18 protein-coding genes are annotated in these 19,290 nt (G+C 68.5%); 12 read left to right on the top strand and 6 right to left on the bottom strand.

Annotated features, from left to right (window positions below):
• Positions 1-94: 94 nt before the first annotated feature.
• On the top strand, positions 95-2,002 hold the full coding sequence (locus tag ABD212_RS12290) for an alpha-amylase family protein (RefSeq protein WP_344095019.1): 1,908 nt from the start codon (positions 95-97) through the stop codon (positions 2,000-2,002).
• Between the two features lie 56 nt (positions 2,003-2,058).
• Here ABD212_RS12290 and ABD212_RS12285 read toward each other — a convergent pair whose 3' ends face one another.
• Entirely contained in the window at positions 2,059-2,847 is a 789-nt protein-coding gene (locus tag ABD212_RS12285) for a hypothetical protein (RefSeq protein ID WP_344095017.1), read from the bottom strand.
• 288 nt (positions 2,848-3,135) lie between these two features.
• Positions 3,136-5,631 (bottom strand): CDP-glycerol glycerophosphotransferase family protein, encoded by a 2,496-nt coding sequence (locus ABD212_RS12280; protein WP_344095015.1) that lies wholly within the window; start codon positions 5,629-5,631, stop codon positions 3,136-3,138.
• 127 nt (positions 5,632-5,758) lie between these two features.
• Between ABD212_RS12280 and ABD212_RS12275 the strand changes: the two genes are divergently transcribed.
• The 3 genes from ABD212_RS12275 to ABD212_RS12265 all read left to right on the top strand — a co-directional run bounded on the left by ABD212_RS12275 (position 5,759) and on the right by ABD212_RS12265 (position 8,180).
• Positions 5,759-6,433 (top strand): phosphatase PAP2 family protein, encoded by a 675-nt coding sequence (locus ABD212_RS12275; RefSeq protein WP_344095013.1) that lies wholly within the window; start codon positions 5,759-5,761, stop codon positions 6,431-6,433.
• Between the two features lie 86 nt (positions 6,434-6,519).
• Positions 6,520-7,185, top strand: a complete 666-nt coding sequence (locus ABD212_RS12270) for a response regulator transcription factor (protein WP_344095011.1) — start codon at positions 6,520-6,522, stop codon at positions 7,183-7,185.
• A 38-nt stretch (positions 7,186-7,223) separates the two neighbouring features.
• A complete protein-coding gene (locus tag ABD212_RS12265) occupies positions 7,224-8,180 on the top strand; it encodes a sensor histidine kinase (RefSeq protein WP_344095009.1) in 957 nt (318 codons plus the stop codon).
• A 10-nt stretch (positions 8,181-8,190) separates the two neighbouring features.
• Here ABD212_RS12265 and ABD212_RS12260 read toward each other — a convergent pair whose 3' ends face one another.
• Entirely contained in the window at positions 8,191-9,720 is a 1,530-nt protein-coding gene (locus ABD212_RS12260) for a glycosyltransferase family 39 protein (protein ID WP_344095007.1), read from the bottom strand.
• Positions 9,721-9,838: 118 nt separating this feature from the next.
• On the opposite strand from ABD212_RS12260, the gene ABD212_RS12255 reads away from it, so the two are divergent.
• Positions 9,839-10,459, top strand: coding sequence for a DedA family protein (locus tag ABD212_RS12255; RefSeq protein ID WP_344095005.1), 621 nt, complete (start codon positions 9,839-9,841; stop codon positions 10,457-10,459).
• Positions 10,460-10,485: 26 nt separating this feature from the next.
• Complete coding sequence (locus ABD212_RS12250) at positions 10,486-11,298, top strand: COG4705 family protein (protein WP_344095003.1); 813 nt, start codon at positions 10,486-10,488, stop codon at positions 11,296-11,298.
• 20 nt (positions 11,299-11,318) lie between these two features.
• On the opposite strand, the gene ABD212_RS12245 is transcribed toward ABD212_RS12250, so the two are convergent.
• Entirely contained in the window at positions 11,319-12,179 is an 861-nt protein-coding gene (locus ABD212_RS12245; RefSeq protein ID WP_344095001.1) for an aldo/keto reductase, read from the bottom strand.
• 138 nt (positions 12,180-12,317) lie between these two features.
• On the opposite strand from ABD212_RS12245, the gene ABD212_RS12240 reads away from it, so the two are divergent.
• The 6 genes from ABD212_RS12240 to ABD212_RS12215 all read left to right on the top strand — a co-directional run bounded on the left by ABD212_RS12240 (position 12,318) and on the right by ABD212_RS12215 (position 17,245).
• Complete coding sequence (locus ABD212_RS12240) at positions 12,318-13,007, top strand: response regulator transcription factor (RefSeq protein ID WP_344094999.1); 690 nt, start codon at positions 12,318-12,320, stop codon at positions 13,005-13,007.
• Positions 13,004-14,044 carry a sensor histidine kinase gene (locus ABD212_RS12235; protein WP_344094997.1) on the top strand — a complete coding sequence of 347 codons (1,041 nt, stop codon included), beginning with the start codon at positions 13,004-13,006 and terminating at the stop codon, positions 14,042-14,044. Before ABD212_RS12240 ends, ABD212_RS12235 begins: the two co-directional genes overlap by 4 nt.
• A gap of 60 nt (positions 14,045-14,104) precedes the next feature.
• Entirely contained in the window at positions 14,105-14,539 is a 435-nt protein-coding gene (locus ABD212_RS12230) for a hypothetical protein (protein ID WP_344094995.1), read from the top strand.
• 106 nt (positions 14,540-14,645) lie between these two features.
• Positions 14,646-14,975, top strand: coding sequence for a hypothetical protein (locus ABD212_RS12225; RefSeq protein WP_344094993.1), 330 nt, complete (start codon positions 14,646-14,648; stop codon positions 14,973-14,975).
• Positions 14,962-16,329, top strand: coding sequence for a ferredoxin reductase family protein (locus ABD212_RS12220; RefSeq protein ID WP_344094991.1), 1,368 nt, complete (start codon positions 14,962-14,964; stop codon positions 16,327-16,329). Before ABD212_RS12225 ends, ABD212_RS12220 begins: the two co-directional genes overlap by 14 nt.
• Before the next feature lie 139 nt (positions 16,330-16,468).
• Entirely contained in the window at positions 16,469-17,245 is a 777-nt protein-coding gene (locus ABD212_RS12215) for a ZIP family metal transporter (protein WP_344094989.1), read from the top strand.
• A 7-nt stretch (positions 17,246-17,252) separates the two neighbouring features.
• On the opposite strand, the gene ABD212_RS12210 is transcribed toward ABD212_RS12215, so the two are convergent.
• On the bottom strand, positions 17,253-18,599 hold the full coding sequence (locus tag ABD212_RS12210; protein WP_344094987.1) for a sensor histidine kinase: 1,347 nt from the start codon (positions 18,597-18,599) through the stop codon (positions 17,253-17,255).
• A complete protein-coding gene (locus tag ABD212_RS12205) occupies positions 18,596-19,276 on the bottom strand; it encodes a response regulator transcription factor (protein WP_344094985.1) in 681 nt (226 codons plus the stop codon). The genes ABD212_RS12210 and ABD212_RS12205 overlap by 4 nt, the downstream gene beginning before the upstream one ends.
• Positions 19,277-19,290 lie beyond the last annotated feature (14 nt).

The raw sequence follows: 19,290 nt of genomic DNA, 5'->3' as shown, positions 1-19,290 counted from the left end.
AGGTTGCGCCGACGCTGTCATCGTGCCCCGTCGCGCCGTTAGCCTGGGGTCACCGTCCGAGGTCGCCCTTGAGGCGACGGAGCAGAGGCCTGCCATGTCACGATTGAGCGCCGAGTGGACGGCCGACATCCGCGATGTCCTGGCGCATGCCGGCGCGGATGTCGTGATCGGCGACCCGGCTTTCGCCACGCGATTCCACGCCCACTTCGCGACCCTCCACGGACTCTTCCGCGCGCTGTACGGCGAGCGCGACGACTCGCTCGAGCAGCTCGCGGCCGTCATCGCTGCGGCCTCCACATCGTGGCGAGCGCGCCCCGCCAGGCTCAAGGCGCTCGACGACGAGCGCGACGCGGACCCGGACTGGTTCGAGTCGTCCCGCATGCTCGGCGGGGTCTGCTATGTGGACCGCTATGCGGGCTCGCTCGCCGGCATCCGCGAGAAGATCCCGTACTTCCAGGAGCTGGGGCTGACCTACCTGCACCTCATGCCCATCTTCGCGAGCCCCGAGGGCAATTCCGACGGCGGGTACGCGGTGTCGAGCTACCGCCGCGTGGATCCGCGCGTAGGCACGATGGATGAGCTCGCCGAGCTCGCAGCCGATCTGCGGGAGGCCGGCATCTCGCTCGTGGTGGACTTCATCTTCAACCACACCAGCAACGAGCACGAGTGGGCCCGCAAGGCCGTCGCCGGTGTACCCGGCTTCGAGGACTTCTATCTGATCTTCCCCGACCGCACGATGCCGGATGCCTACGAGCGAACGGTGCGGGAGATCTTCCCCGACGACCACCCCGGCGCGTTCGTGCAGCTCGACGACGGCCGCTGGGTCTGGGCGACGTTCTACCACTTCCAGTGGGATCTCAACTATGCGAACCCTGCCGTGTTCCGGGCGATGGCGGGCGAGATGCTCTTCCTCGCGAACCAGGGTGTCGAGGTGCTCCGGATGGATGCCGTCGCATTCATCTGGAAGCGGCTCGGCACCCCGTGCGAGTCCCTCCCCGAGGCGCACCTGCTGCTGCGCGCGTTCAATGCGGTGCTGCGGATGGCGGCGCCCTCGCTGCTCTTCAAGTCCGAGGCGATCGTCCACCCCGACGAGGTCGTGGCGTACATCTCCCCCGAGGAGTGCCAGCTCTCGTACAACCCGCTGCAGATGGCCCTCACGTGGGAGGCGCTCGCCACGCGGGATGCGCGGCTGCTGCAGCAGGCGATCGAGCGTCGTCACGCGCTCCCGCCCGGCACGGCGTGGGTGAACTACGTGCGCAGCCACGACGACATCGGATGGACCTTCGCCGACGAGGATGCCTCGGAGCTCGGCATCCACGGCTACACGCACCGTCGGTTCCTCAACGACTTCTTCGTCGGCCGGTTCCCCGGGGCGTTCGCCCGTGGCGTGCCCTTCCAGGAGAACCCGAAGACCGGCGATGCACGGGTCGCCGGCACGACGGCGTCGCTCGCGGGCATCGAGGCGGACGACGAAGGAGGCGTGGAGCGCGTGGTCCTCGCCCACGCGATCGCGCTGTCGACAGGCGGCATCCCGCTCATCTATCTCGGCGACGAAGTCGCGCAGCTTAACGACTACGGGTATCTGACGGACCCCGCCATGGCGGACGACAGCCGCTGGGTGCACCGGCCGCCCCATCCCACCGATCGCTACCGGCAGCGGGACGACCCGGCGACGGCGGCGGGCCAGGTGTATGCGCAGCTCACGGCGCTGATCCGGGCGCGGCGGGACACCCCGGAGTTCGCCGGCAACGCGCTCATCGGGTTCGACGCACGACACGCCGCCGTGCTGGCCTACCAGCGGCCGGGGACGGATGCCGCATCCCCACGGATCCTCGTCCTCGCCAATGTCGGGGACCACGCGGCGACGGTCGCCCCACCGACGCTGAGCGGCTTCGGTCCGCACGCGACGGACATCGTGTCGGGCACCGCGCTCGACCTGAGCGAGGGGATCACGCTGGCGCCGCATGCGTGCAAGTGGGTTCGCGTGACACCGGTGGCGTGACGGGATTCCCGGTCGGGGCAGCCGTTCGTGTGGTCAGCGTCCGCGTCTTCCGGGGCTCAGAGCCGGTTGTTCAGTCCGTCCCCGGGCTTCTCGACCGTCGTGGAGTTCGCGGTGATCGCCTCGTTCACCAGGTTCTCGGCGATCGAGGGGTCGACGTCTTCGCTGATCGACGAGAGAGCGTCGGCGAGCGCCTGTGGGTTGATCACGACGTCCGGCGGCGGATTGATCGCGGTGAGATAGCCGCGCACGATGCTGAGCTCAGCCAGCAGCATGGCGTCGTTGAACTCGTTCTTCTGCACTCGATTGAGCAGCATCAGGTGATGCGGATTCAGGATGTGGGCCTGCATGCCGGTGATGAGGGACACGACGAAGATCTTTTCACTGTGCGCCTGCGGCACGAGCGAGTATGACATGTGCTTCTCCTTCGGTCGCTGCGGAAGCAGCGCTTCGGCGATCCCGTCGATGGGCACGCCGAGGATGGTCTCGGTCCAGCCGAGATAGGTGCGGCGGACCTGATTCTGACGCTCGGCGATCGTGGCCGTGCCGATCCGTCCGAAAGTCGGGAAGTCGGTCGCCACCACTCTGCCGCCCCCGAGGCTGATGACGACATCTCCGGCATTCGAACCCGGACGCTCGCCCCACCACACCGGCACCCCTGCCGGTGGATCGAGGTCGCCCTCGTGCTTGCCCGACGAGCCCTTCCAGCCGTCGAGCGCAGTCGCCCACCAGCCGTCGACCGAGGCGCCGTTCTTCTTGTACGCCAGCCACACGAACTCGAGGCAGTGGCTCGGCGTGTTCGTGCCGAACCCCAGCATGGTCTGCGCCGCCGCATTCCCGTCGACCACGATGCACCTCCCACCAGGCGGATTCCATCGCTGTCGCCTAGGGTAACCGACCCGCCCGGAAAAGCGATACGGCCCGCGATCGGGCCTCGACGTGATCGCGTCAGTCTTCGGGATCGGCTCGCACCTCGTCCTCGTCGCACATGCGCGCGAGCACCTCGACCACGCCGAGCAGGATGCCGGCCACGACGACGACCCCTGCGGCGATCGTGGCGGGTCTTCAGATGGTTCCTCCGGGGCGATGGGTGTCGTCCTCGCAACGAAGGCGTCCCGGTGCGCCGCTGCGTCCGGTCATCGGGCGCCCGCGGCGATCGAGCCGTCGATCAGCGTGTCGAGCTCGCCGGCGACCTCGCGCATGTAGTCCGAGATGTCGAGCGTGCTGGCAGGCACGTCCCCGCGCAGGAACGCGAGCATGCCTTCACTCAGCGCATCGTCATCCTGGTCGACGATGTGGATTGTCGCGGCGGGCAGTGCGTCGTCCACCGAGGCGAACGACGTCGACACGATCGGCATCCCGCACAGCGCGGCCTCCAGCAGCACCATCGGCTGGCCCTCGTATTCGCTCGACAGTACGAAGCAGTCCGCCGCGGCCATGATGGCGAACGGATTGCGCCGCTCGCCTGCGAGGAAGACGGCATGTTCGAGGCCCGCTCCGCGGATCTGCGAACGCAGGTCGTCCTCCAGCGGGCCGCCGCCGACGATGATCAGCCGCACGTCGGGGTCGTGCGCATGCACCCGCGCGAAGGCGCGGATCAGCCGGGCATGGTTCTTCTCCGGTGACAGGCGGCCGACGCTGACGAACCATCTGTGGCCGGGATGCCGCCTCCCGAGCAAGACCAGCCATGGCGGAGTCGCCTCGTCGGGAGTGAGCAGATCGGCCAGCGGCTCGCGCACCCCGTCGATGACCCGGTCGACGTTCGGAAGGTTGCGGACAGTGACGAAGCGCTCTTCCGGTGCGTAACCGCCGAGCTCGTCGCGATTGAGCTCGGTGAGTCGTGGCGATACCGACACCAGGCTGCCGAACGACCCGTAAAGCGAGAACACCTGCCCGAGGGCGCGCCTGAACCGCTTCCGGCCTCCGACCGTGCGCTCTCTGTCTGCGACCATCTCGTTGTGCAGCCAGATCGCGTGCGGCACCCCCGGCGCGTGCAGCATCAGGTTCGCCCAGAACGGGCTGTAGCCGCTGAAGTCCGCGGCCCAGTCGAACTGCGCCGACCCGAATACGCGCGCCCACTCGTCCACCCAGAGCGATTCGTGCCAGCCTGCGATGCCCGGTTCCAGGGGAGACCCCACCAGGCCGTCCAGCCGACGGCGCAGGTGGAGGGCCTTCGAGCCGTTCATCCCGCCGATTCGGAACACCTGTCGCACCGCGGGATGGATGAGCGCCTGATTCGCCCGAGCAGCCTCCGACCTCAGCAGCGGCATGAGCGCAGTCACGTCGTATCGGTCGTGGTCGATCGCGCTCAGCAGATTCAGTCCGGAGGTCGTGATCCCGTTCGACCGCATCCCGCCGAGGTAGAACAGCACGCGCCTGCGCCCGTCGCGCAACGCGGCCCTGCCGCGGCGGTCGCGGTCATCTCCGCGGAAGACGATGTCGACGACCCGCGCGGTCGCACCGCCGTCGTCGAAGGGGACGAACCTGCTCGCCCATTCGTGGTACCGAGCGTGCGGCACGGCGGAATCCATCGCTGCGCGCAACTGCATTCCCGCCTCGCGGGGATCCGGTGTGACCGGCCCCGGCAGCTCGTCGAGAGGCAGGTAGGTCCCCCGGACACCCTGGTAGGCGTCGGCATCCGGGGTGAGGAACGCCACGGGACGACCGGTCGCCAGGAAGTCGAAGAAGACCGACGAATAGTCGGTCACGAGGCCGTCGGCGATTCCGAGCAGGACGTTCGTGGGAATGGTGTTCGGCACGAGGATCCGCGTGAGGGCCGGACGTGCGGCCGCTCGGGCGTGGACGACCTGGTGCGTCTTGAGCAGCACGACGAAATCCCCGCCCACACTGGACTGGAGCTCGGCGACCTGCACCGCAAGACCGTCGAGATCGTCCTCGGGGTTGCTGAACGACGAACCGCGCCAGGTCGGAGCGAACAGCACGATCCTGCGGTCGCCGATCTGCATGCCGGCATCGACCAGCTCGCGGCGCGCCTCGTCCGCTGCGTCGGCACCGAGGAACTGCCTGTCGATGCGCGGGTATCCCGCCTCGATGATGCGGCCGGGGTAGATGTTGCGCAGGCGATAGGCGCTCTCGTACATCGCCTCGCTCATGAACGGGTTGGCCGCGAGCAGATAGTCCGCGGCGAGGAAGTTGCGCAAGGTGTTCGCCGATTCGTATGCCCCGTCGGGCATGTCGAACCCCATCAGCTTCAGCGGGGTGCCGTGCCAGGTGTTGAGGTAGACCTGCCCCGGCCGCTTGCCGAACTCGGGAGCGAAGGTGGCGTTGTTGATGAGGTATCCGGCAGTCGCCAGTTCGCGCCAGTACGCGCTCGAACCGCGCCGGACGAACCGGACCCGAGGGTCACCGCCGAACTCCGAACGGAACCTGCGAATGGCCGCGGGATCCGAGATGGACCACACGTGCTCCAGGCGAGTGAAATCGGGGTGCTGCAGCAGGTATCGGAAGATCGCCTCCGGATTGCACAGAACCCCGTTGCCCGCGAAGGATTCGTACAGCACGACATCGGGACGGAGGGGGCGGGAACGGAAGAACGCGTGCCGTTCGAAATCAAGTGCCCGTTGGGCGCGATCGACGTAGCGACTGAGGGCGTGCGAGCGGTTGAGTCTCACTCGGCGATCATAGACCGGACGCTCCAGGTCATTGCTGGGACGGATGGGGCGGGGGCGGGAGCCGTCCGTTACGGGCGGGCCCGCGATCCTGAGTCGTTTCTCAGGGGACGGGCCGGATCTTATACCGGTGTCGCCCGCCAGAAAGCCCGCCCTGATCGCGCCGCTGCTGATCGCGCTCGTCGTATACGGCGCTGTGCTCGTCATCGGCCTGTGGATCGTCGCGCACCCGGCCTGGTCGGCGTGGGAGCTGACGATCGTGGATGCCGTCCACAGCGCACAATTCCCGGGACTCGACGCCGTGGCCCTGACGATCAACGCGGTCTTCGGATCGAGCGGCGCGATCCTGGTGGTGCTGATCGCGTTGGCGTGGGCGCTGCTGCTCACCAGGGCATGGCGGCCGACGGTCAGGATCGGAGTGGTGATCGCGGTCTCGTGGGCGCTCGCCGAGCTGATGAAGGTCCTGGTGCACCGACCCCGACCCGACTCGGCATCCCTCGTTCCGATGTCGGTGCCGCACCCGCTCACGTTCAGCTATCCGAGCGGCCATACCGCGTTCGCCGCAGCACTGTGCTGCGCGATCGTCCTCGTCATGCCCGCCGGGAGGGCACGACGTGTGTGCATCGCCGCCGCCGTTCTCATCGTCGTCGTGACAGGGTGGTCGCGGGTCTATCTCGGCGTGCACTATCCGACGGACGTCCTCGCGTCGATGGTCGTCGTGGCGGTCGTGGCCGTCGCCGTCGACCGGACCCTGAGCCGTCCGCAGATCCTTCGGGCGAGTCCGGATGTCGTCGCGGCACGCTGACGACGTCAGGCACTCAGCGTGACATCGGTCGATTCTTGGAGAGATCTCAGACAAATAGGCAGACTGTGAACTCGGAGAGGACGACGATGCACGAGAACCGGCCGCGTCTCATGCTGGCCGAAGACGATCCCCAGCTGGGTCCGATCATGGCCAGAGTGCTCGACGAGGTGTACGAGGTCACCCTGATCGCCGACGGCAGGGTCGCGCTGGACTCCGCGCGCGGAGGGGCCTTCGACGTGCTCATCGTCGATCGACGCCTCCCGACGCTCGACGGCGTCTCGATCGTGGAGGCGCTCCGCCGGGATGGGGTGAACACTCCGACCCTCATCCTCACGGCGCTCGGCACCGTGCAGGACAAGGTGCGGGGCCTCGACGCAGGCGCCAACGACTACCTGGTCAAACCATTCGAGTTCGAAGAGCTGTTCGCCCGGCTCCGCGCGATCCGGCGGGTGTCGGAGGGCGAGGGCCCGTTCGTCCGCATCGGGCCATGGGAGTTCTATCCCGATTCCCGGGCGGTCTACTCGCCGTACGACGGCCGCATGATCCTGACAGCGCGCGAGTCCGACCTGCTCAAACTGCTCGCCACCCACCCGCAGAAGACGTTCAGCCGCGACGAGATCCTGCACACCGTCTTCGAGGCGACCGACACTCCCGGCACCGTCGACACCTACGTCCACTATCTGCGCCGCAAGACCGATCCCGATATCGTCACGACTGTGCGAGGACGTGGCTATCGCGTGGGGATGCTGTGAGTCGAGGGCACGACCCGATCGACCCCGACGCGCGCCTCGTGCGACGGACCGCCTTCCGCGTCGGCCTGTGGATCACGATCGCGGTCTCGATCCTGGTGATCGCCGTGCTCGTCGCCGCTTTCACATTCGTCTTCAATCAGGTCCCGTTCGTCGACCTGCTCGACCGGCAGCACCACGAGGAGATGGTCGACATCGGCGGACTCGACATCCTCGTCGGCGGTGTGGTCATCGGCATCCTGGCGATCGTGCTCGCCGGAACGCTCGGACTGCTCGCCACGCAGCGCGCCATCGCTCCGCTGGTCGACGCGCTCAGTCGCCAACGACGATTCGTCGCGGATGCCTCGCACGAGCTGCGCACGCCGTTGGCGATTCTCGACGCGCGGCTGCAGGCGCTGCAGCGCTCGCTGGCGGCGGACGACCCGCACCGCGAGGTCGTCGCCGAGCTGCGGGCCGACAGCCGCAGTCTGATCGCCGTCGTGGACGATCTGCTGAGCTCGATGGATGTCGCACCCGGCAGTCCGGACACCGCGGTGTCGGTCAGAGAGGCGGTCGAGGCGGCGAGGTCGTCGATGCAGATGCTCGCTGCCGAGCACGCTGTGCACCTCGCGGCGATGTATGACGCGGACGACGCCTGGGTCGCCGTTCCCGAGACGAGTCTGCATCGGGCGCTGGTCGCTCTCATCGACAATGCGATCAAGCACTCGCCCGCGAACGATGTCGTGACGATCTCGACGACGACGACGCGGACGCATGTGAAGTTCGCGGTCGTCGATCACGGCGCCGGAATCCGTGGCATCGCGCCGGATCGCGTCTTCGACCGGTTCGCCCGATCCTCCGAGGCCTTGGACGGCGGTGGGAGCGGTCGGACCGGCTTCGGGATCGGCCTCTCGCTGGTGCAGGACACCGCAGGGCGATTCGGCGGCACCGTCGAGGTGACCGAGACGTCCGCACAGGGGACGACGCTCACGATCTCGCTCCCCCGCGCGAAAGCGTGACCGCAACCGGCTACCTGGTGTACAGGTACACGACACTGCGGTGGAGTTCGATCCGGTCCGCCCGGTGATAGCCGAGCGCCTCGAGATCGCTCAGGCCGGATGTGTCGGCCGCGACTCCGGTGGAGTATTCCACGACCCACAGTCGGCGGACGCCATCGAACCGGCCGAGCCGTGCGGCTTCGGGGATCGTGAATGCGACGCCATGCCACGTGTCGCTCGCCGCGAAGGGAGTCTCGAGGGCCACGTCGCGGACGGCGGCGAAGGCCGCAGGATTCGTGTCGAGAGCCAGGTGCGGCCTTCGAGACGGCCGCACCGCCTCGTCGAACACGATCCCATCGCCCATGACGGCACGGGAGTGGATCGTCGCAGCGATCTCGTTCCAGTCCGATTGGTTCTTCGCGTACGGCTGCCGCTGGTCGACCCAGATCGGAGCGGCCGATGCGAGCACCGCGGCGATGGCGACGGCGGCGAGCCACCGCATGCGCGCGATCCGCCGCACGCCGATGGCCATGAGCACCGCCGCGGCTGGCGCCGCGAACGTGCCGTAACGCGCCGTGTAGCCGGCCACGAAGGGACTCGCCACGAGCAGGATCGCGACCGGGATGACGAGCCATGCCAGGGCGATCACTTCGAGCCGCGCACCCATGGCGACGCCGGCTCGGCGGGAGCGCACGGCATCCATCGCGAATCCGCCCACCGCAACCGCGACCAGCGCCCAGGCGAGCACAGCGAACGGCGTATCGCCGAACCACATCTTCACAAGGACGGCGTCGGGATTGACGACATTGCGGTGGGCGAGGAACGCGATCTGGCTGCGCTCGATGAATGCGAGGACGAACACCGGGGCGGCGATCGCCCCGGCCGCCGCGGACGAGACGACCCAGCGCCGCCACTCCTGCCGCAGATGCGGGGTGCACAGCACCACGACACCCGCCGCGAGGATCATGAGGCTGACATAGAGGAAGGCATAGATGCCGATCGCAAGCGTCGCTGCGTAGGCCATCCACAGCATCCGCGTCGAGCGTGGTTCGCGTCGCAGCATGAGCTCCGCGAGGATGACGCACAGTACCGCCGTGATCGCCGCATCGAATGCGTAGGCGCGCGCCTCTTCGCCCGCGTACGTCAGTCGCGGCAGGATCGCGGCGAAGACGCCGGCCAGGATGGCGAACCGTCGGGACCCGAAACGACCGCAGAGCCAGGTGACCGCGGCAGCGCACACCCCGATGGCGATCGCCGAGGGGAGGCGCACCGAGAAGGGAGATGATCCGAAGACATCGGTCCAGGCGTGGAGCCCCAGGTAGTACGCGCCGTGGACCGCGTCCACGTGCGTCAGCATCGCGAGCAGGCTTCCGACCGGCCTGGTCGCTGACAGCACGCTCGCCGCCTCGTCGCCCCACAGCGAGGGGATCCACGATCCCGCCAGGCTGATGAGCGCCGCCAGGACTCCCACCGCGGCCGCAGCCCGGCCCAGACTCGCCGACCCGGTGAACTGCCGGGCCGAGACGGTGTCTGCGATGCGAACGGGAGCGGTGAGGGCCATCAGCACCATTAGGCGACGCCGCGTCCAAGAACCCTCTAAGGATGCGGGCCGCAGGTCGGTGTGGTCGGAGCGGATTCGATCAGTCGTTTCTTAGCGGCGGCACCCGACGCTCGCAGACATGGATATCATCGGCACGCTGGCCGGCTTCGGCCCGCTCGCCCTTCTCGTGGTCTTCGCGATCGTGTTCATCGAGAACGGCCTGCTGTTCCCCTTTCTTCCGGGCGACAGTCTGGTGTTCGCGGCGGCGATCCTGGCCGGGGCATTGAACGTGCCGTGGCCCGCCGTCGTCGTTATCACGGCCGTCGCCGCGATCGCCGGCGGCGAGTTGGGGTTCGTCCTCGGGCGCCGCTACGGGCGCCGCCTCTTCCGCCCCGGCTCGCGCGCCTTCAAGCCCGAGTACCTGGCCGAGACGGAATCGTTCTTCGAGAAGTGGGGCAAGGCCGCGCTCGTGCTGGCGCGCTTCGTACCGATCGTGCGGACCTACATCGCACCCGCGGCGGGCGCCTCGGCGATGCGGCATCCCGTCTTCAGCGTCTGGAATGCCGCGAGCGGAGTGATCTGGGCGACGGTTCTCGGAGTCGCCGGATACCTGCTCGGCTCGATCCCGTGGGTGGCGTCCAACATCGAGTGGATCATGCTCGGGATCATCGCCGTGACCGTCGCGCCGGTCGTCATCACCGCACTGGCCAAGCGCCGCCGCAGCGCCGCCGTGCGCAAGGCGGCCGCCGAACTCCCGTAGCCGCCGCCTCGATGAGAAGGGATCACATGGCACCGCCTCAGCCGACCCGCACCGAAACCCCCGCTCAGCGCGTCCCCGATCCTTCGCGCCTGTTCTGGGCGACCAAAGCCGCCTCCACCGCTCTCGGTGAAGCCGTGTCGGACTTCTCGATACATGTCCTGCCCCCCGTGGTGGCGGTGCTCCTCGGTTTCGCGCTCTTCGTCGGCGCGGTCGTGTTCCAGCTCACCCGCCGGCGGTACGTGCCGGAGGTCTACTGGCTCGCGGTCGCGATGGTGGGCGTCTTCGGCACGATGGCCGCCGACGTGGTGCATGTGGTCGTCGGCCTTCCCTATGCGGCATCCGCGACGATGTACGCGATCATCCTCGCCGGCGTCTTCATCACCTGGCGACGCGTGGAGGGGACGCTCTCGGTGCACGCGGTCACCACCACCCGTCGTGAGCTCTTCTACTGGGCCGCCGTGGTGGGGACATTCGCGCTCGGCACGGCGGCCGGCGACTTCGCCGCGGTCGGGCTCGGCCTCGGATACCTCGCCTCGATCGGGGTCTTCGCGACGCTCATCCTCATTCCCGCGCTCGGCTACCGGTACCTGGGCTGGAACGCCGTCTTCGCGTTCTGGTTCGCCTACGTGCTGACCCGCCCGCTCGGAGCCTCGGTGGCGGACTGGCTCGGAAAGCCCGTCGCAGAGGGCGGCATGGGGATCGGGTCTGGGTGGGTGTCCCTCGGCTTCGCCCTGGTCATGGTGGTGCTGGTGGTGGTCATGCGCCGCACGGGCAGCGGCGCTCCGTTCGGGATCCGAACGTCGAGTGCAGCGGATGCCGAGCGGCAGCGTCTGCCTTAATCGGTCGGCATCCGGATCGGTCAGCGCTGCCGCTTGTCGAAGTTGATCCGCGCCGCCCGGAAGACGATGTTGCCGACGAAGTCGGGCATCCGGAAGAACGGCTTGTTCCGGTCCAGCTCCGCGATCGACCCCATCTCCTCGGGTGTGAGCGTGAAGTCGAAGATCTCGATGTTGGACCTGATGTGGGCGGGATCGGTCGATCGTGGTATCGCGATGTGACCCTGCTGCATGTGCCACCGCAGGATGACCTGAACGGGCGATCTGCCGTGGGCGGCCGCAAGCCGTGCGAAGAGCGGCTCGCCGAGCAGCCCGCGATGCGCGTGCCCGAGCGGGTACCAGGCCTCGAGCACCGTGCCGAATCGAGTGAGGAATTCCTTGAGGTCACGCTGCTGAAAGTACGGATGGCACTCCACCTGCGCCACCGCCGGCATGATCTTCGCACTGTCGGTGAGGTCGGTGAACCGCTGCTGGTTGAAGTTGCTGAGGCCGATCGCGCGGACTCTGCCTGCCGCCACCGCCTCCTCCATCGCCCGCCACGCCCCCTTGTAGTCTCCGTACTGCTGGTGCAGGAGCAGGAGGTCGATGTAGTCGGCTCCGAGCCGCTCGAGGGTGCCGTCGATCGCGGCGACCGCCTTGTCGTACCGGTAATCCGGCGGCCAGAGCTTCGTCGTCAGGAAGATCTCGTCGCGCGGCAGTCCGCTGCCGCGGATCGCGGCGCCCACCGCACGTTCGTTCAAGTAGGCGTTCGCGGTATCGACCGAGCGGTAGCCGGCTTCGAACGCAGCGGCCAGCGCAGGGCCGCAATCGGCCGACGAGACCTGGTAGACGCCGATGCCCAGCTGGGGAATCCGCACGTCGCTGTTGAGGGTGATGATGTCCACAAGGGCATTCTCCTGCGCTCGCGGCGATCCGGGCCAGATCGCGCGCGGGCGGTCTCCTCGCGCACGAGAATGTTCTCGTACGGCGCATTCACCGCCACTCCATGCCGTTCGCATAGCCGGCGTCTGCAGGCTGACACCATGCCTGCATCCAGCGAGGTTTCACACGGTGACGAGCCGCGCCTGCTGTATGTCGAGGACGAGCCCGACATCGCCGAGATCGTGATGGAGATGCTCGCGGGGCATTACCGTGTGGAGCACGCGCCCAGCGGCGAGAAGGCGCTGTCGGTCGCGCTCGCGCGCCGCTTCGATGTCATGGTGGTGGACCGCCGGCTGCCGGGGATGTCTGGTGCGGACTTCGTCCGCGCGATCCGCACGGCGCATCTGGCGACCCCGCTGCTGATGCTGACCGCGCTCGGCACCGTCGAGGATCGCGTCAGCGGGCTCGACATCGGCGCCGACGACTACCTGGTCAAACCGTTCGACTTCGCGGAACTGCTCGCGCGGCTGCGCGCCCTTCGCCGGGGCACTCGTGCGGTCGGCGAGCGCAGGGAGATCGGCGACTGGCTGTTCACGCCCCGCGCGCAAGCGCTCTACTCGCCGGCCGACCGCAGGATCGCGCTGACCCTCACGGAGAACGAACTGCTGGAGCTGCTGACCTCGAGCCCGGAGCACGTGTTCTCACGCGAAGAGATCATCGCTGCTGTCTTCCCGGACGGCGGCTCGCCCGCGACCGTCGACACGTATGTGCACTACATCCGCCGCAAGTCGACCACCGAGATCATCGAGACGGTCCGGTTCCGCGGGTACCGGAGCGGGGACCCTCGATGACCTCTTCGCGCTCATCGCCGTCCGTCGTGGTCTCCGACCGGATGAGGGTCCAGCGTTCGGCGCTCCGCGTCGCGCTCTCTGTGGCCCTCGCCTCGGTCGCGATCGTCGTGCTGATCACCGTGATCGCGGTCGCGGTGATCTTCACAGGCTCACGCCCGGACGACCGCCCCGGTCACCACGGCGCCCTGTGGAGCGACCGGGTCGTCGACCTCGGTGACGTCGTGCCGCTGATCATCGTGCTCGGCACGGTCGGCCTGGTCGCACTGTCCCTGGTCGCGTGGTACGTCGCGCGCCGCAGCGCACTCCCGCTCGCTGAAGCGCTGCGCGTGCAGCGCGCCTTCGTCGCCGACGCGAGCCACGAGCTTCGAACCCCGCTGACGACGCTCACGAGCCGGATCCAGCTCGCCCGGCACAGAGCGGAGCGCGGCGGCGACGTGCTGGCCGCGCTGGGGGATCTGCGGCGGGATGCCGCCGTGATGGATGACGTGCTGACCGACCTGCTCCTCGCCGCCGACACGGCAGGGACCCGCGCCGAGGACTCCGAAGCCGTCGCCGCCGTCGCCTCGGTCGTCGCAGCGTCGGCCGACGCGCTGCAGTTCCGCGCCGCCGACGCCGGCGTCGCCATCGTCACCGACGCGCCCAGGAACGTGGATGCGGCGGCCGAGCCGACCGCGCTCGGCAGAGCCCTGGTCGCGCTCCTCGACAACGCCGTCAGACATTCGCCGCCCGGAGGTGCCGTGACGGTCTCGGGGCGAGCGACGGCCCGGATGGTCGAACTCAGAGTGACCGATGAGGGCACGGGCATCACAGGAGTCGACCCGGATCGGCTGTTCGAGCGATTCGTGCGCTCCGAGACCGAGGCTCCTCGTCGCGGCTTCGGTCTCGGGCTGGCGCTCGTGCGCGACATCGCCGCACGATTCGGCGGCCATGTGAGCGTGGAGCGGACCTCGCCGCAGGGAACGACCTTCCTTCTCGTCCTGCCCGTGGCGCGGCATCCCAACCCGACTGCCCGACCGGCATCATCCGCCGTCTTATGAGGTTGCTGAACGCGGCCGAATCTTGGACTGGCCTTTGACCCGGCGGCGGACAGTGAGGTGATGGAGAACGAGAACCAGTACGAGACAGGGCCTGACGGCCTCCGCGCAGACTCGCCGGCCCAGACTTCGCAAGGCGCGATCCCACTGGCACCCACCACGCCGACGGCCGGACCCGCTCAGGCCATCCCGGACACGCCGACGAGGAGGCCCGGCTTCTTCCGGCGGACCTGGGTGCGGGTGAGCGCCGCCGTCGCCGTCGCCGTCATCCTGCTCGGCGGCGGCATCGGGATCGGGTGGGCTGCGGCCCACCTCGGCGAGGAGTCGGACCGGTCCTCGGTCGGGCGCGAGTCCGGCTCGCGCGGCGGCGGCTCCGACCAGGCCGACGGCTCGGGCGGGCAACCGGCCCGTCACGGGGGGCGATCCGAAACCCAGCGCGGGCGCGGAGGCACAGGCGACGACAGCACTCCCACGCCCTCGCCCACCCCGACCCCCTGACCGCGGCCGGGCCGCGGCGAGTGGCACCAAGCCGCACCGGAGCATGATCCCGGTGCTGGCGGCGGAGATTCGGCGCCGCCCATCGCAACTGGAAGGGAGCAGACCAATGGCGCACGAACTGGCCGCATCGCTGCAGACGTACGATACGGCCGGCGGCGTGAGGCCCTCGCGGTCAGCCGCGAAGGGCATGTGGAAGGCCGTCTCGTCCGCGACATCCCTCTCTCTCCTCGTCGGAGCGGTGATCTACGGCGTCGCCCTCGGCAGCAGCGGGCCGCTCGTGTCGCCTGTCGCGGTGGCCGCGGCCCCGGCCGCGAACGCGGTCGCGCCGGTGACCGCGGACGCGCCGGGGGCGGGCGTCGTCGCGCGCGACGCCGGCGGCCGTATCGATGCGCGTAACGCGAGAGACGGAAGAGGACGAGGCCGTGGCGGCGACTGAGGCTCTGCCGAGTGGTCGCCGGGTTCGCTCGCGCCCGGACAGCGCCATCCTCCCGCACGTGCTCACCGCCCGCGTCGCCGTGGCGCTCTTCGGACTCGGGGCGGCGGGGGTTGTGGCTCTGGCGATCACCCTCGCACCGAGCCCCATCGTGGTGAACCTGCCTCTGGTGGCGCACACCGCAGGCCTCCTCGCCGGGTACGCCGTGACCGGGATGATCCTGATGATGGCGCGCGCCCCGCTGCTGGAGCACAACATCGGCGCGGACCGGATGTCGAGATGGCACGGCCTGCTCGGACCTTGGGTGATCGTCCTGATCGTGGTGCATGGGGTCGCCGCGGTGCTGGCGTGGGCAGAAGCGCAGCGGCTGTCCATCGGGACCTCGACCGATCAGGTGCTCATGATGCCGGGACTCGTCGCGGCCAGTGCCTCGACGGCCCTCTTCCTCGCGATCGGGGCGGCCTCCGCGCGCGCCGCCCGCAGGCGGCTGAGGTATGAGACGTGGCACGCGATCCATCTGCTGACATATCTGGCGATCGCCCTCGCGTTCGCGCACGAACTCGCCGGGCCCGACCTCGCCGGCCACCCTGTCGTGCAGATCGTCTGGAGTCTCCTTTACACGCTGAGCTTCGCCATCCTGGTTCGATACCGGCTGATCGCACCGGTTCTGCAGGCGGCACGACATCGGCTGCGTGTCGTCGCCGTCGTCGAAGAAGGACCCGGCGTCGTCAGCATCGTGGTGTCGGGGCGCGCGCTGAAAGAGCTCGCGGCGAAGCCCGGCCAGTTCTTCCGCTGGCGGTTCCTCACGGGGGGAAGCTGGTACATGGCCCACCCCTTCTCGCTCTCGGCGCCTCCCACCGACCATCACCTGCGCCTGACCGTGAAGGCTGTCGGCGACGGCACCCGACTCATCCACGAGATGACGCCCGGCACGATCGTCCTCGCCGAGGGTCCTTATGGGGCGATGACGGAGCGACGCCGCACCCGCAGTGGCGTGCTCCTCATCGCCGGAGGAGTCGGCATCACGCCGATGCGGACGCTCTTCGAGACGATGTCGCGGGGCGGCGGACCACTCACGCTGCTGTACCGGGCGTCGACCCGCGACGACATCCTGTTCCGCGACGAGCTCGAAGAGATCGCCGGCCGTCGCGGTGCGGAGCTCGTCTACTGGACGGGCCGATCATCCGATCCTCGAAGTGCCGTCACGAGCGCCAACCTGCTCTCCCGGGTGCCCGACCTCGCTCAGCGAGACGTCTACCTCTGTGCCGGCCCGGCGCTGAGCAAGGCGACCACGATCGCACTGCTCGCCGCCGGCCTGCCGAAACGACACCTGCACTCGGAGGAGTTCAGCTTCTGAGCGACAGCGCTCTCGCCGAGTCGTGCGGCTCGACGATCTCGTCGATCGTGCCGACCAGGCGTAAGCCCGGATGTGTGGGATTCTCGGATCCGCTTGTGGTTGCATTAGGTTAGGTACGCCTAGCCTAAGGAGGATACGAGTGTCGTTCGGAGCTGTGTTGCTGCTCGGAGTCGTCGCGGGTGCGACGATCCTCCTGGGGATGCCTTTCGGTCGGTTGCGCTCGCCGTCGCAGGGTCTGCGGGTGATGCTGAGTGCCGGGGCCGTCGGGGTTCTGCTGTTCCTGCTGTGGGATGTGCTCTCGGCAGCGTGGGAGCCGATCGACGCGTTGCTCGCGGATGGATCGGACCCTTCGCTGCTGCTGCTGAATGGATTCCTGTTCGCTGCCGGAATCGCGGTCGGGCTCCTGTCGATTCCGCTGTTCCAGCGACTCGCGCAGCGGTCGCAGGACGTGAGCGATCCGGCGCCGCGACGGCTTGCCCTGCTCATCGCGATCGGCATCGGGCTGCACAACATGGCGGAGGGCCTCGCGATCGGGCAGTCGGCGGCCACCGGTCAGATCGCCCTCGCGACGGTGCTGGTCGTGGGATTCGCGCTGCACAACGCGACGGAGGGATTCGGCATCGTGGCTCCGCTGGCAGGGACTGCGCCTCGTCCGTCGTGGAGCTTCCTGCTCCTTCTCGCGTTGATCGGGGGCGGACCCACGTTCGTGGGCACTCTCATCGGATGGACGTTCGTCAGCGAACAGCTGAGCATCCTTTTCCTGTCCCTGGCCGCCGGTTCGATCATCTACGTCGTGATCCAGCTCCTCGGCGTCGTGGCCCGCGCCCGCCGCGCTCAGCTCGTCGGGTACGGCGTCTTCATCGGACTCCTGGCCGGCTTCGTCACGGACGGGATCCTCGTCGCAGCCGGAGCGTGACAGCACATCAACCTGGGTGCCGTGTGAGCGGGAAGGTGGCATCGACTCGCAGTCCGACACCGGGCGCGTTGTTCAGGGTGACGGCTCCGCCGGAGACCGTGACGATCCCGGCGACGATCGCGAGCCCCAATCCCGCACCCCCGCGCGTGCGGGATTCGCTCGCTCGCGAAAAGCGGTTGAACGCGAGGGGTACGTACGCCTCATCCATTCCCCCGCCGTCATCCGTCACGGTCAGGCGGATGCACGCGGGTTCCCGGGTCAGCGCCAACTCGATCACTCCCGATTCGCCGATCGCCTCGACCGCGTTGCTGACGAGGTTGTCGCACACCCGTCCGAAGTCGGCTTCGCTGACGCGGACCTGATCCCCCTCGCCGAACGTGTCGTCCGAATAGTCGATGCGGATGTCGCGATCCGCGACGTGGAAGCGACCGCGGTCGGCGGCATCCGCAAGCTCCGTCGCAAGCTCCGCGATGGATGCGACGCCCGGTCCGGCCTGCGCATCGATGCGCGAGAGCTCGAGCATCGATGTCGCGAGCGACGACAGCCGAGCGAGCGTCTTCTGCGCGGCCGCGACATCCGCCTGCATCTCCGCAACACTGCTGGCCTCCCGCTGCGTGAGTTCGAGGCGAGTCTGGAGGATGGCGAGAGGGGTGCGGAACTCGTGGCTGGCGTCTGAGACGATCTGCCGCTCGCGGTCGGCGGAGGCGCGAAGGTGGCGGATCAATTCGTTGAGGGTCGAAGCCAGCTCCGAGATCTCGTCTTTGGCCGGTCCGACCGGAAGCAGGTCGCTGCCTGGTGCCGAAACCAGTTCTTCCGCGCTTCGCCGGAGATGGGCCACGGGACGGAGCGCGGCGGAGCCGATCAGCCACGCCGCCGCCCCGAACGCGATGTTGATGACGGCGAGGCTGACGATCAGGAGGAGCGCCATCTGGTTGAGGACTTCGTCATCCTTGCCGCTCGCGGTGATGACGTGCCACGTGCCGTCGACGGTGCTCACCGACGTGGACCGGACCAGGTAGTCCCCGACCGGTTGGACGCCGTCGGGTTGGGCGGCGATGGCAGTCGCGTCGGCTGCCAGCGTGGCGGGAAGCGTGTCGAGGACGACGGCTCCTGCCGGATCGACCACCGCGACGAACTGACCGGGGCCGGGGAGATCGAACTCCTGCGTGTCGCCGTCGTTGATCGCGGTGATGTAGGGCCCCTCGATGCCCTCGAGCAGGCGCACCTGGCCCTCGCTGACGATGCGCTGCACCTGGCTGAAGATGACGACGCCGGCGGCGATCGAGATGAGGATCGCGATCAGCAGGCTGCCGCCGGTGATGCGGGCGCGGATGGTGAGCCGCGAGAGATTCACGGATCGGCCGGGATCAGCTCATAGCCCACACCGCGGCTCGTGGCGATGCGAACCGGCGCGCCGACGGCGTCGAGCTTGCGGCGGACATAGCTGACGTACTGGTCGACGATGTTCGCATCGATGTATGACGCAGATCCCCAGATCGAGTCGAGGATGTCGGCGCGGGGCATGACCCGCCCGAGGTTGACCGCGAGCAGCCTCAGCAGATCGAACTCCGTTCTGCTGAGCCGCAGTTCCCTTCCCCCGGCGGAGATCTCATGCCGGAGCATGTCGATCTGCAGTCCGCTGATGTCGAGGCGTGATGCGCCGATCGCATCCCGGCGACGCAAGGCCCGCAGTCGCGCGGCGAGCTCGGCGAACTCGAACGGCTTCGTGAGGTAGTCGTCTGCGCCGGCGTCCAGTCCCGTGACGCGGTCATCGACCGCGTCACGGGCGGTGAGGAGAATGATCGCCAGCCCGTCGCTCTGGCGGCGCAGCCACCGGCACACTTCGATGCCCGACATCCCCGGCAGCATGACGTCGAGGATGGCGATGTCGTATCCGCCGTCCTTCGCGAGCGTCAGTGCATCGATGCCGTTCTCCGCGATGTCCACCACGTAGCCCTCGCCGCGCAGGCCGCGGGCCAGGAGGTCGGCCATCTCGGGCTCATCTTCCACAGTCAAGATGCGCAATGCCACGGGCCGACCTCCTT

This window comes from Microbacterium deminutum (genome assembly GCF_039530205.1).
Taxonomy (GTDB): domain Bacteria; phylum Actinomycetota; class Actinomycetes; order Actinomycetales; family Microbacteriaceae; genus Microbacterium; species Microbacterium deminutum.
Note: the sequence above shows the minus strand (reverse complement) of the source record. Positions and strands in the feature narration are given on the sequence as shown.

What these genes read in the sequence shown, in the direction of transcription:
- ABD212_RS12290 (WP_344095019.1), top strand. Translation starts at nt 95, where the DNA reads ATGTCACGATTGAGCGCCGAGTGGACGGCCGACATCCGCGATGTCCTG.
- ABD212_RS12270 (WP_344095011.1), top strand. Translation starts at nt 6,520, where the DNA reads ATGCACGAGAACCGGCCGCGTCTCATGCTGGCCGAAGACGATCCCCAG.
- ABD212_RS12260 (WP_344095007.1), bottom strand. Translation starts at nt 9,720, where the DNA reads ATGGCCCTCACCGCTCCCGTTCGCATCGCAGACACCGTCTCGGCCCGG.
- ABD212_RS12255 (WP_344095005.1), top strand. Translation starts at nt 9,839, where the DNA reads ATGGATATCATCGGCACGCTGGCCGGCTTCGGCCCGCTCGCCCTTCTC.
- ABD212_RS12250 (WP_344095003.1), top strand. Translation starts at nt 10,486, where the DNA reads ATGGCACCGCCTCAGCCGACCCGCACCGAAACCCCCGCTCAGCGCGTC.
- ABD212_RS12240 (WP_344094999.1), top strand. Translation starts at nt 12,318, where the DNA reads ATGCCTGCATCCAGCGAGGTTTCACACGGTGACGAGCCGCGCCTGCTG.
- ABD212_RS12235 (WP_344094997.1), top strand. Translation starts at nt 13,004, where the DNA reads ATGACCTCTTCGCGCTCATCGCCGTCCGTCGTGGTCTCCGACCGGATG.
- ABD212_RS12230 (WP_344094995.1), top strand. Translation starts at nt 14,105, where the DNA reads ATGGAGAACGAGAACCAGTACGAGACAGGGCCTGACGGCCTCCGCGCA.
- ABD212_RS12225 (WP_344094993.1), top strand. Translation starts at nt 14,646, where the DNA reads ATGGCGCACGAACTGGCCGCATCGCTGCAGACGTACGATACGGCCGGC.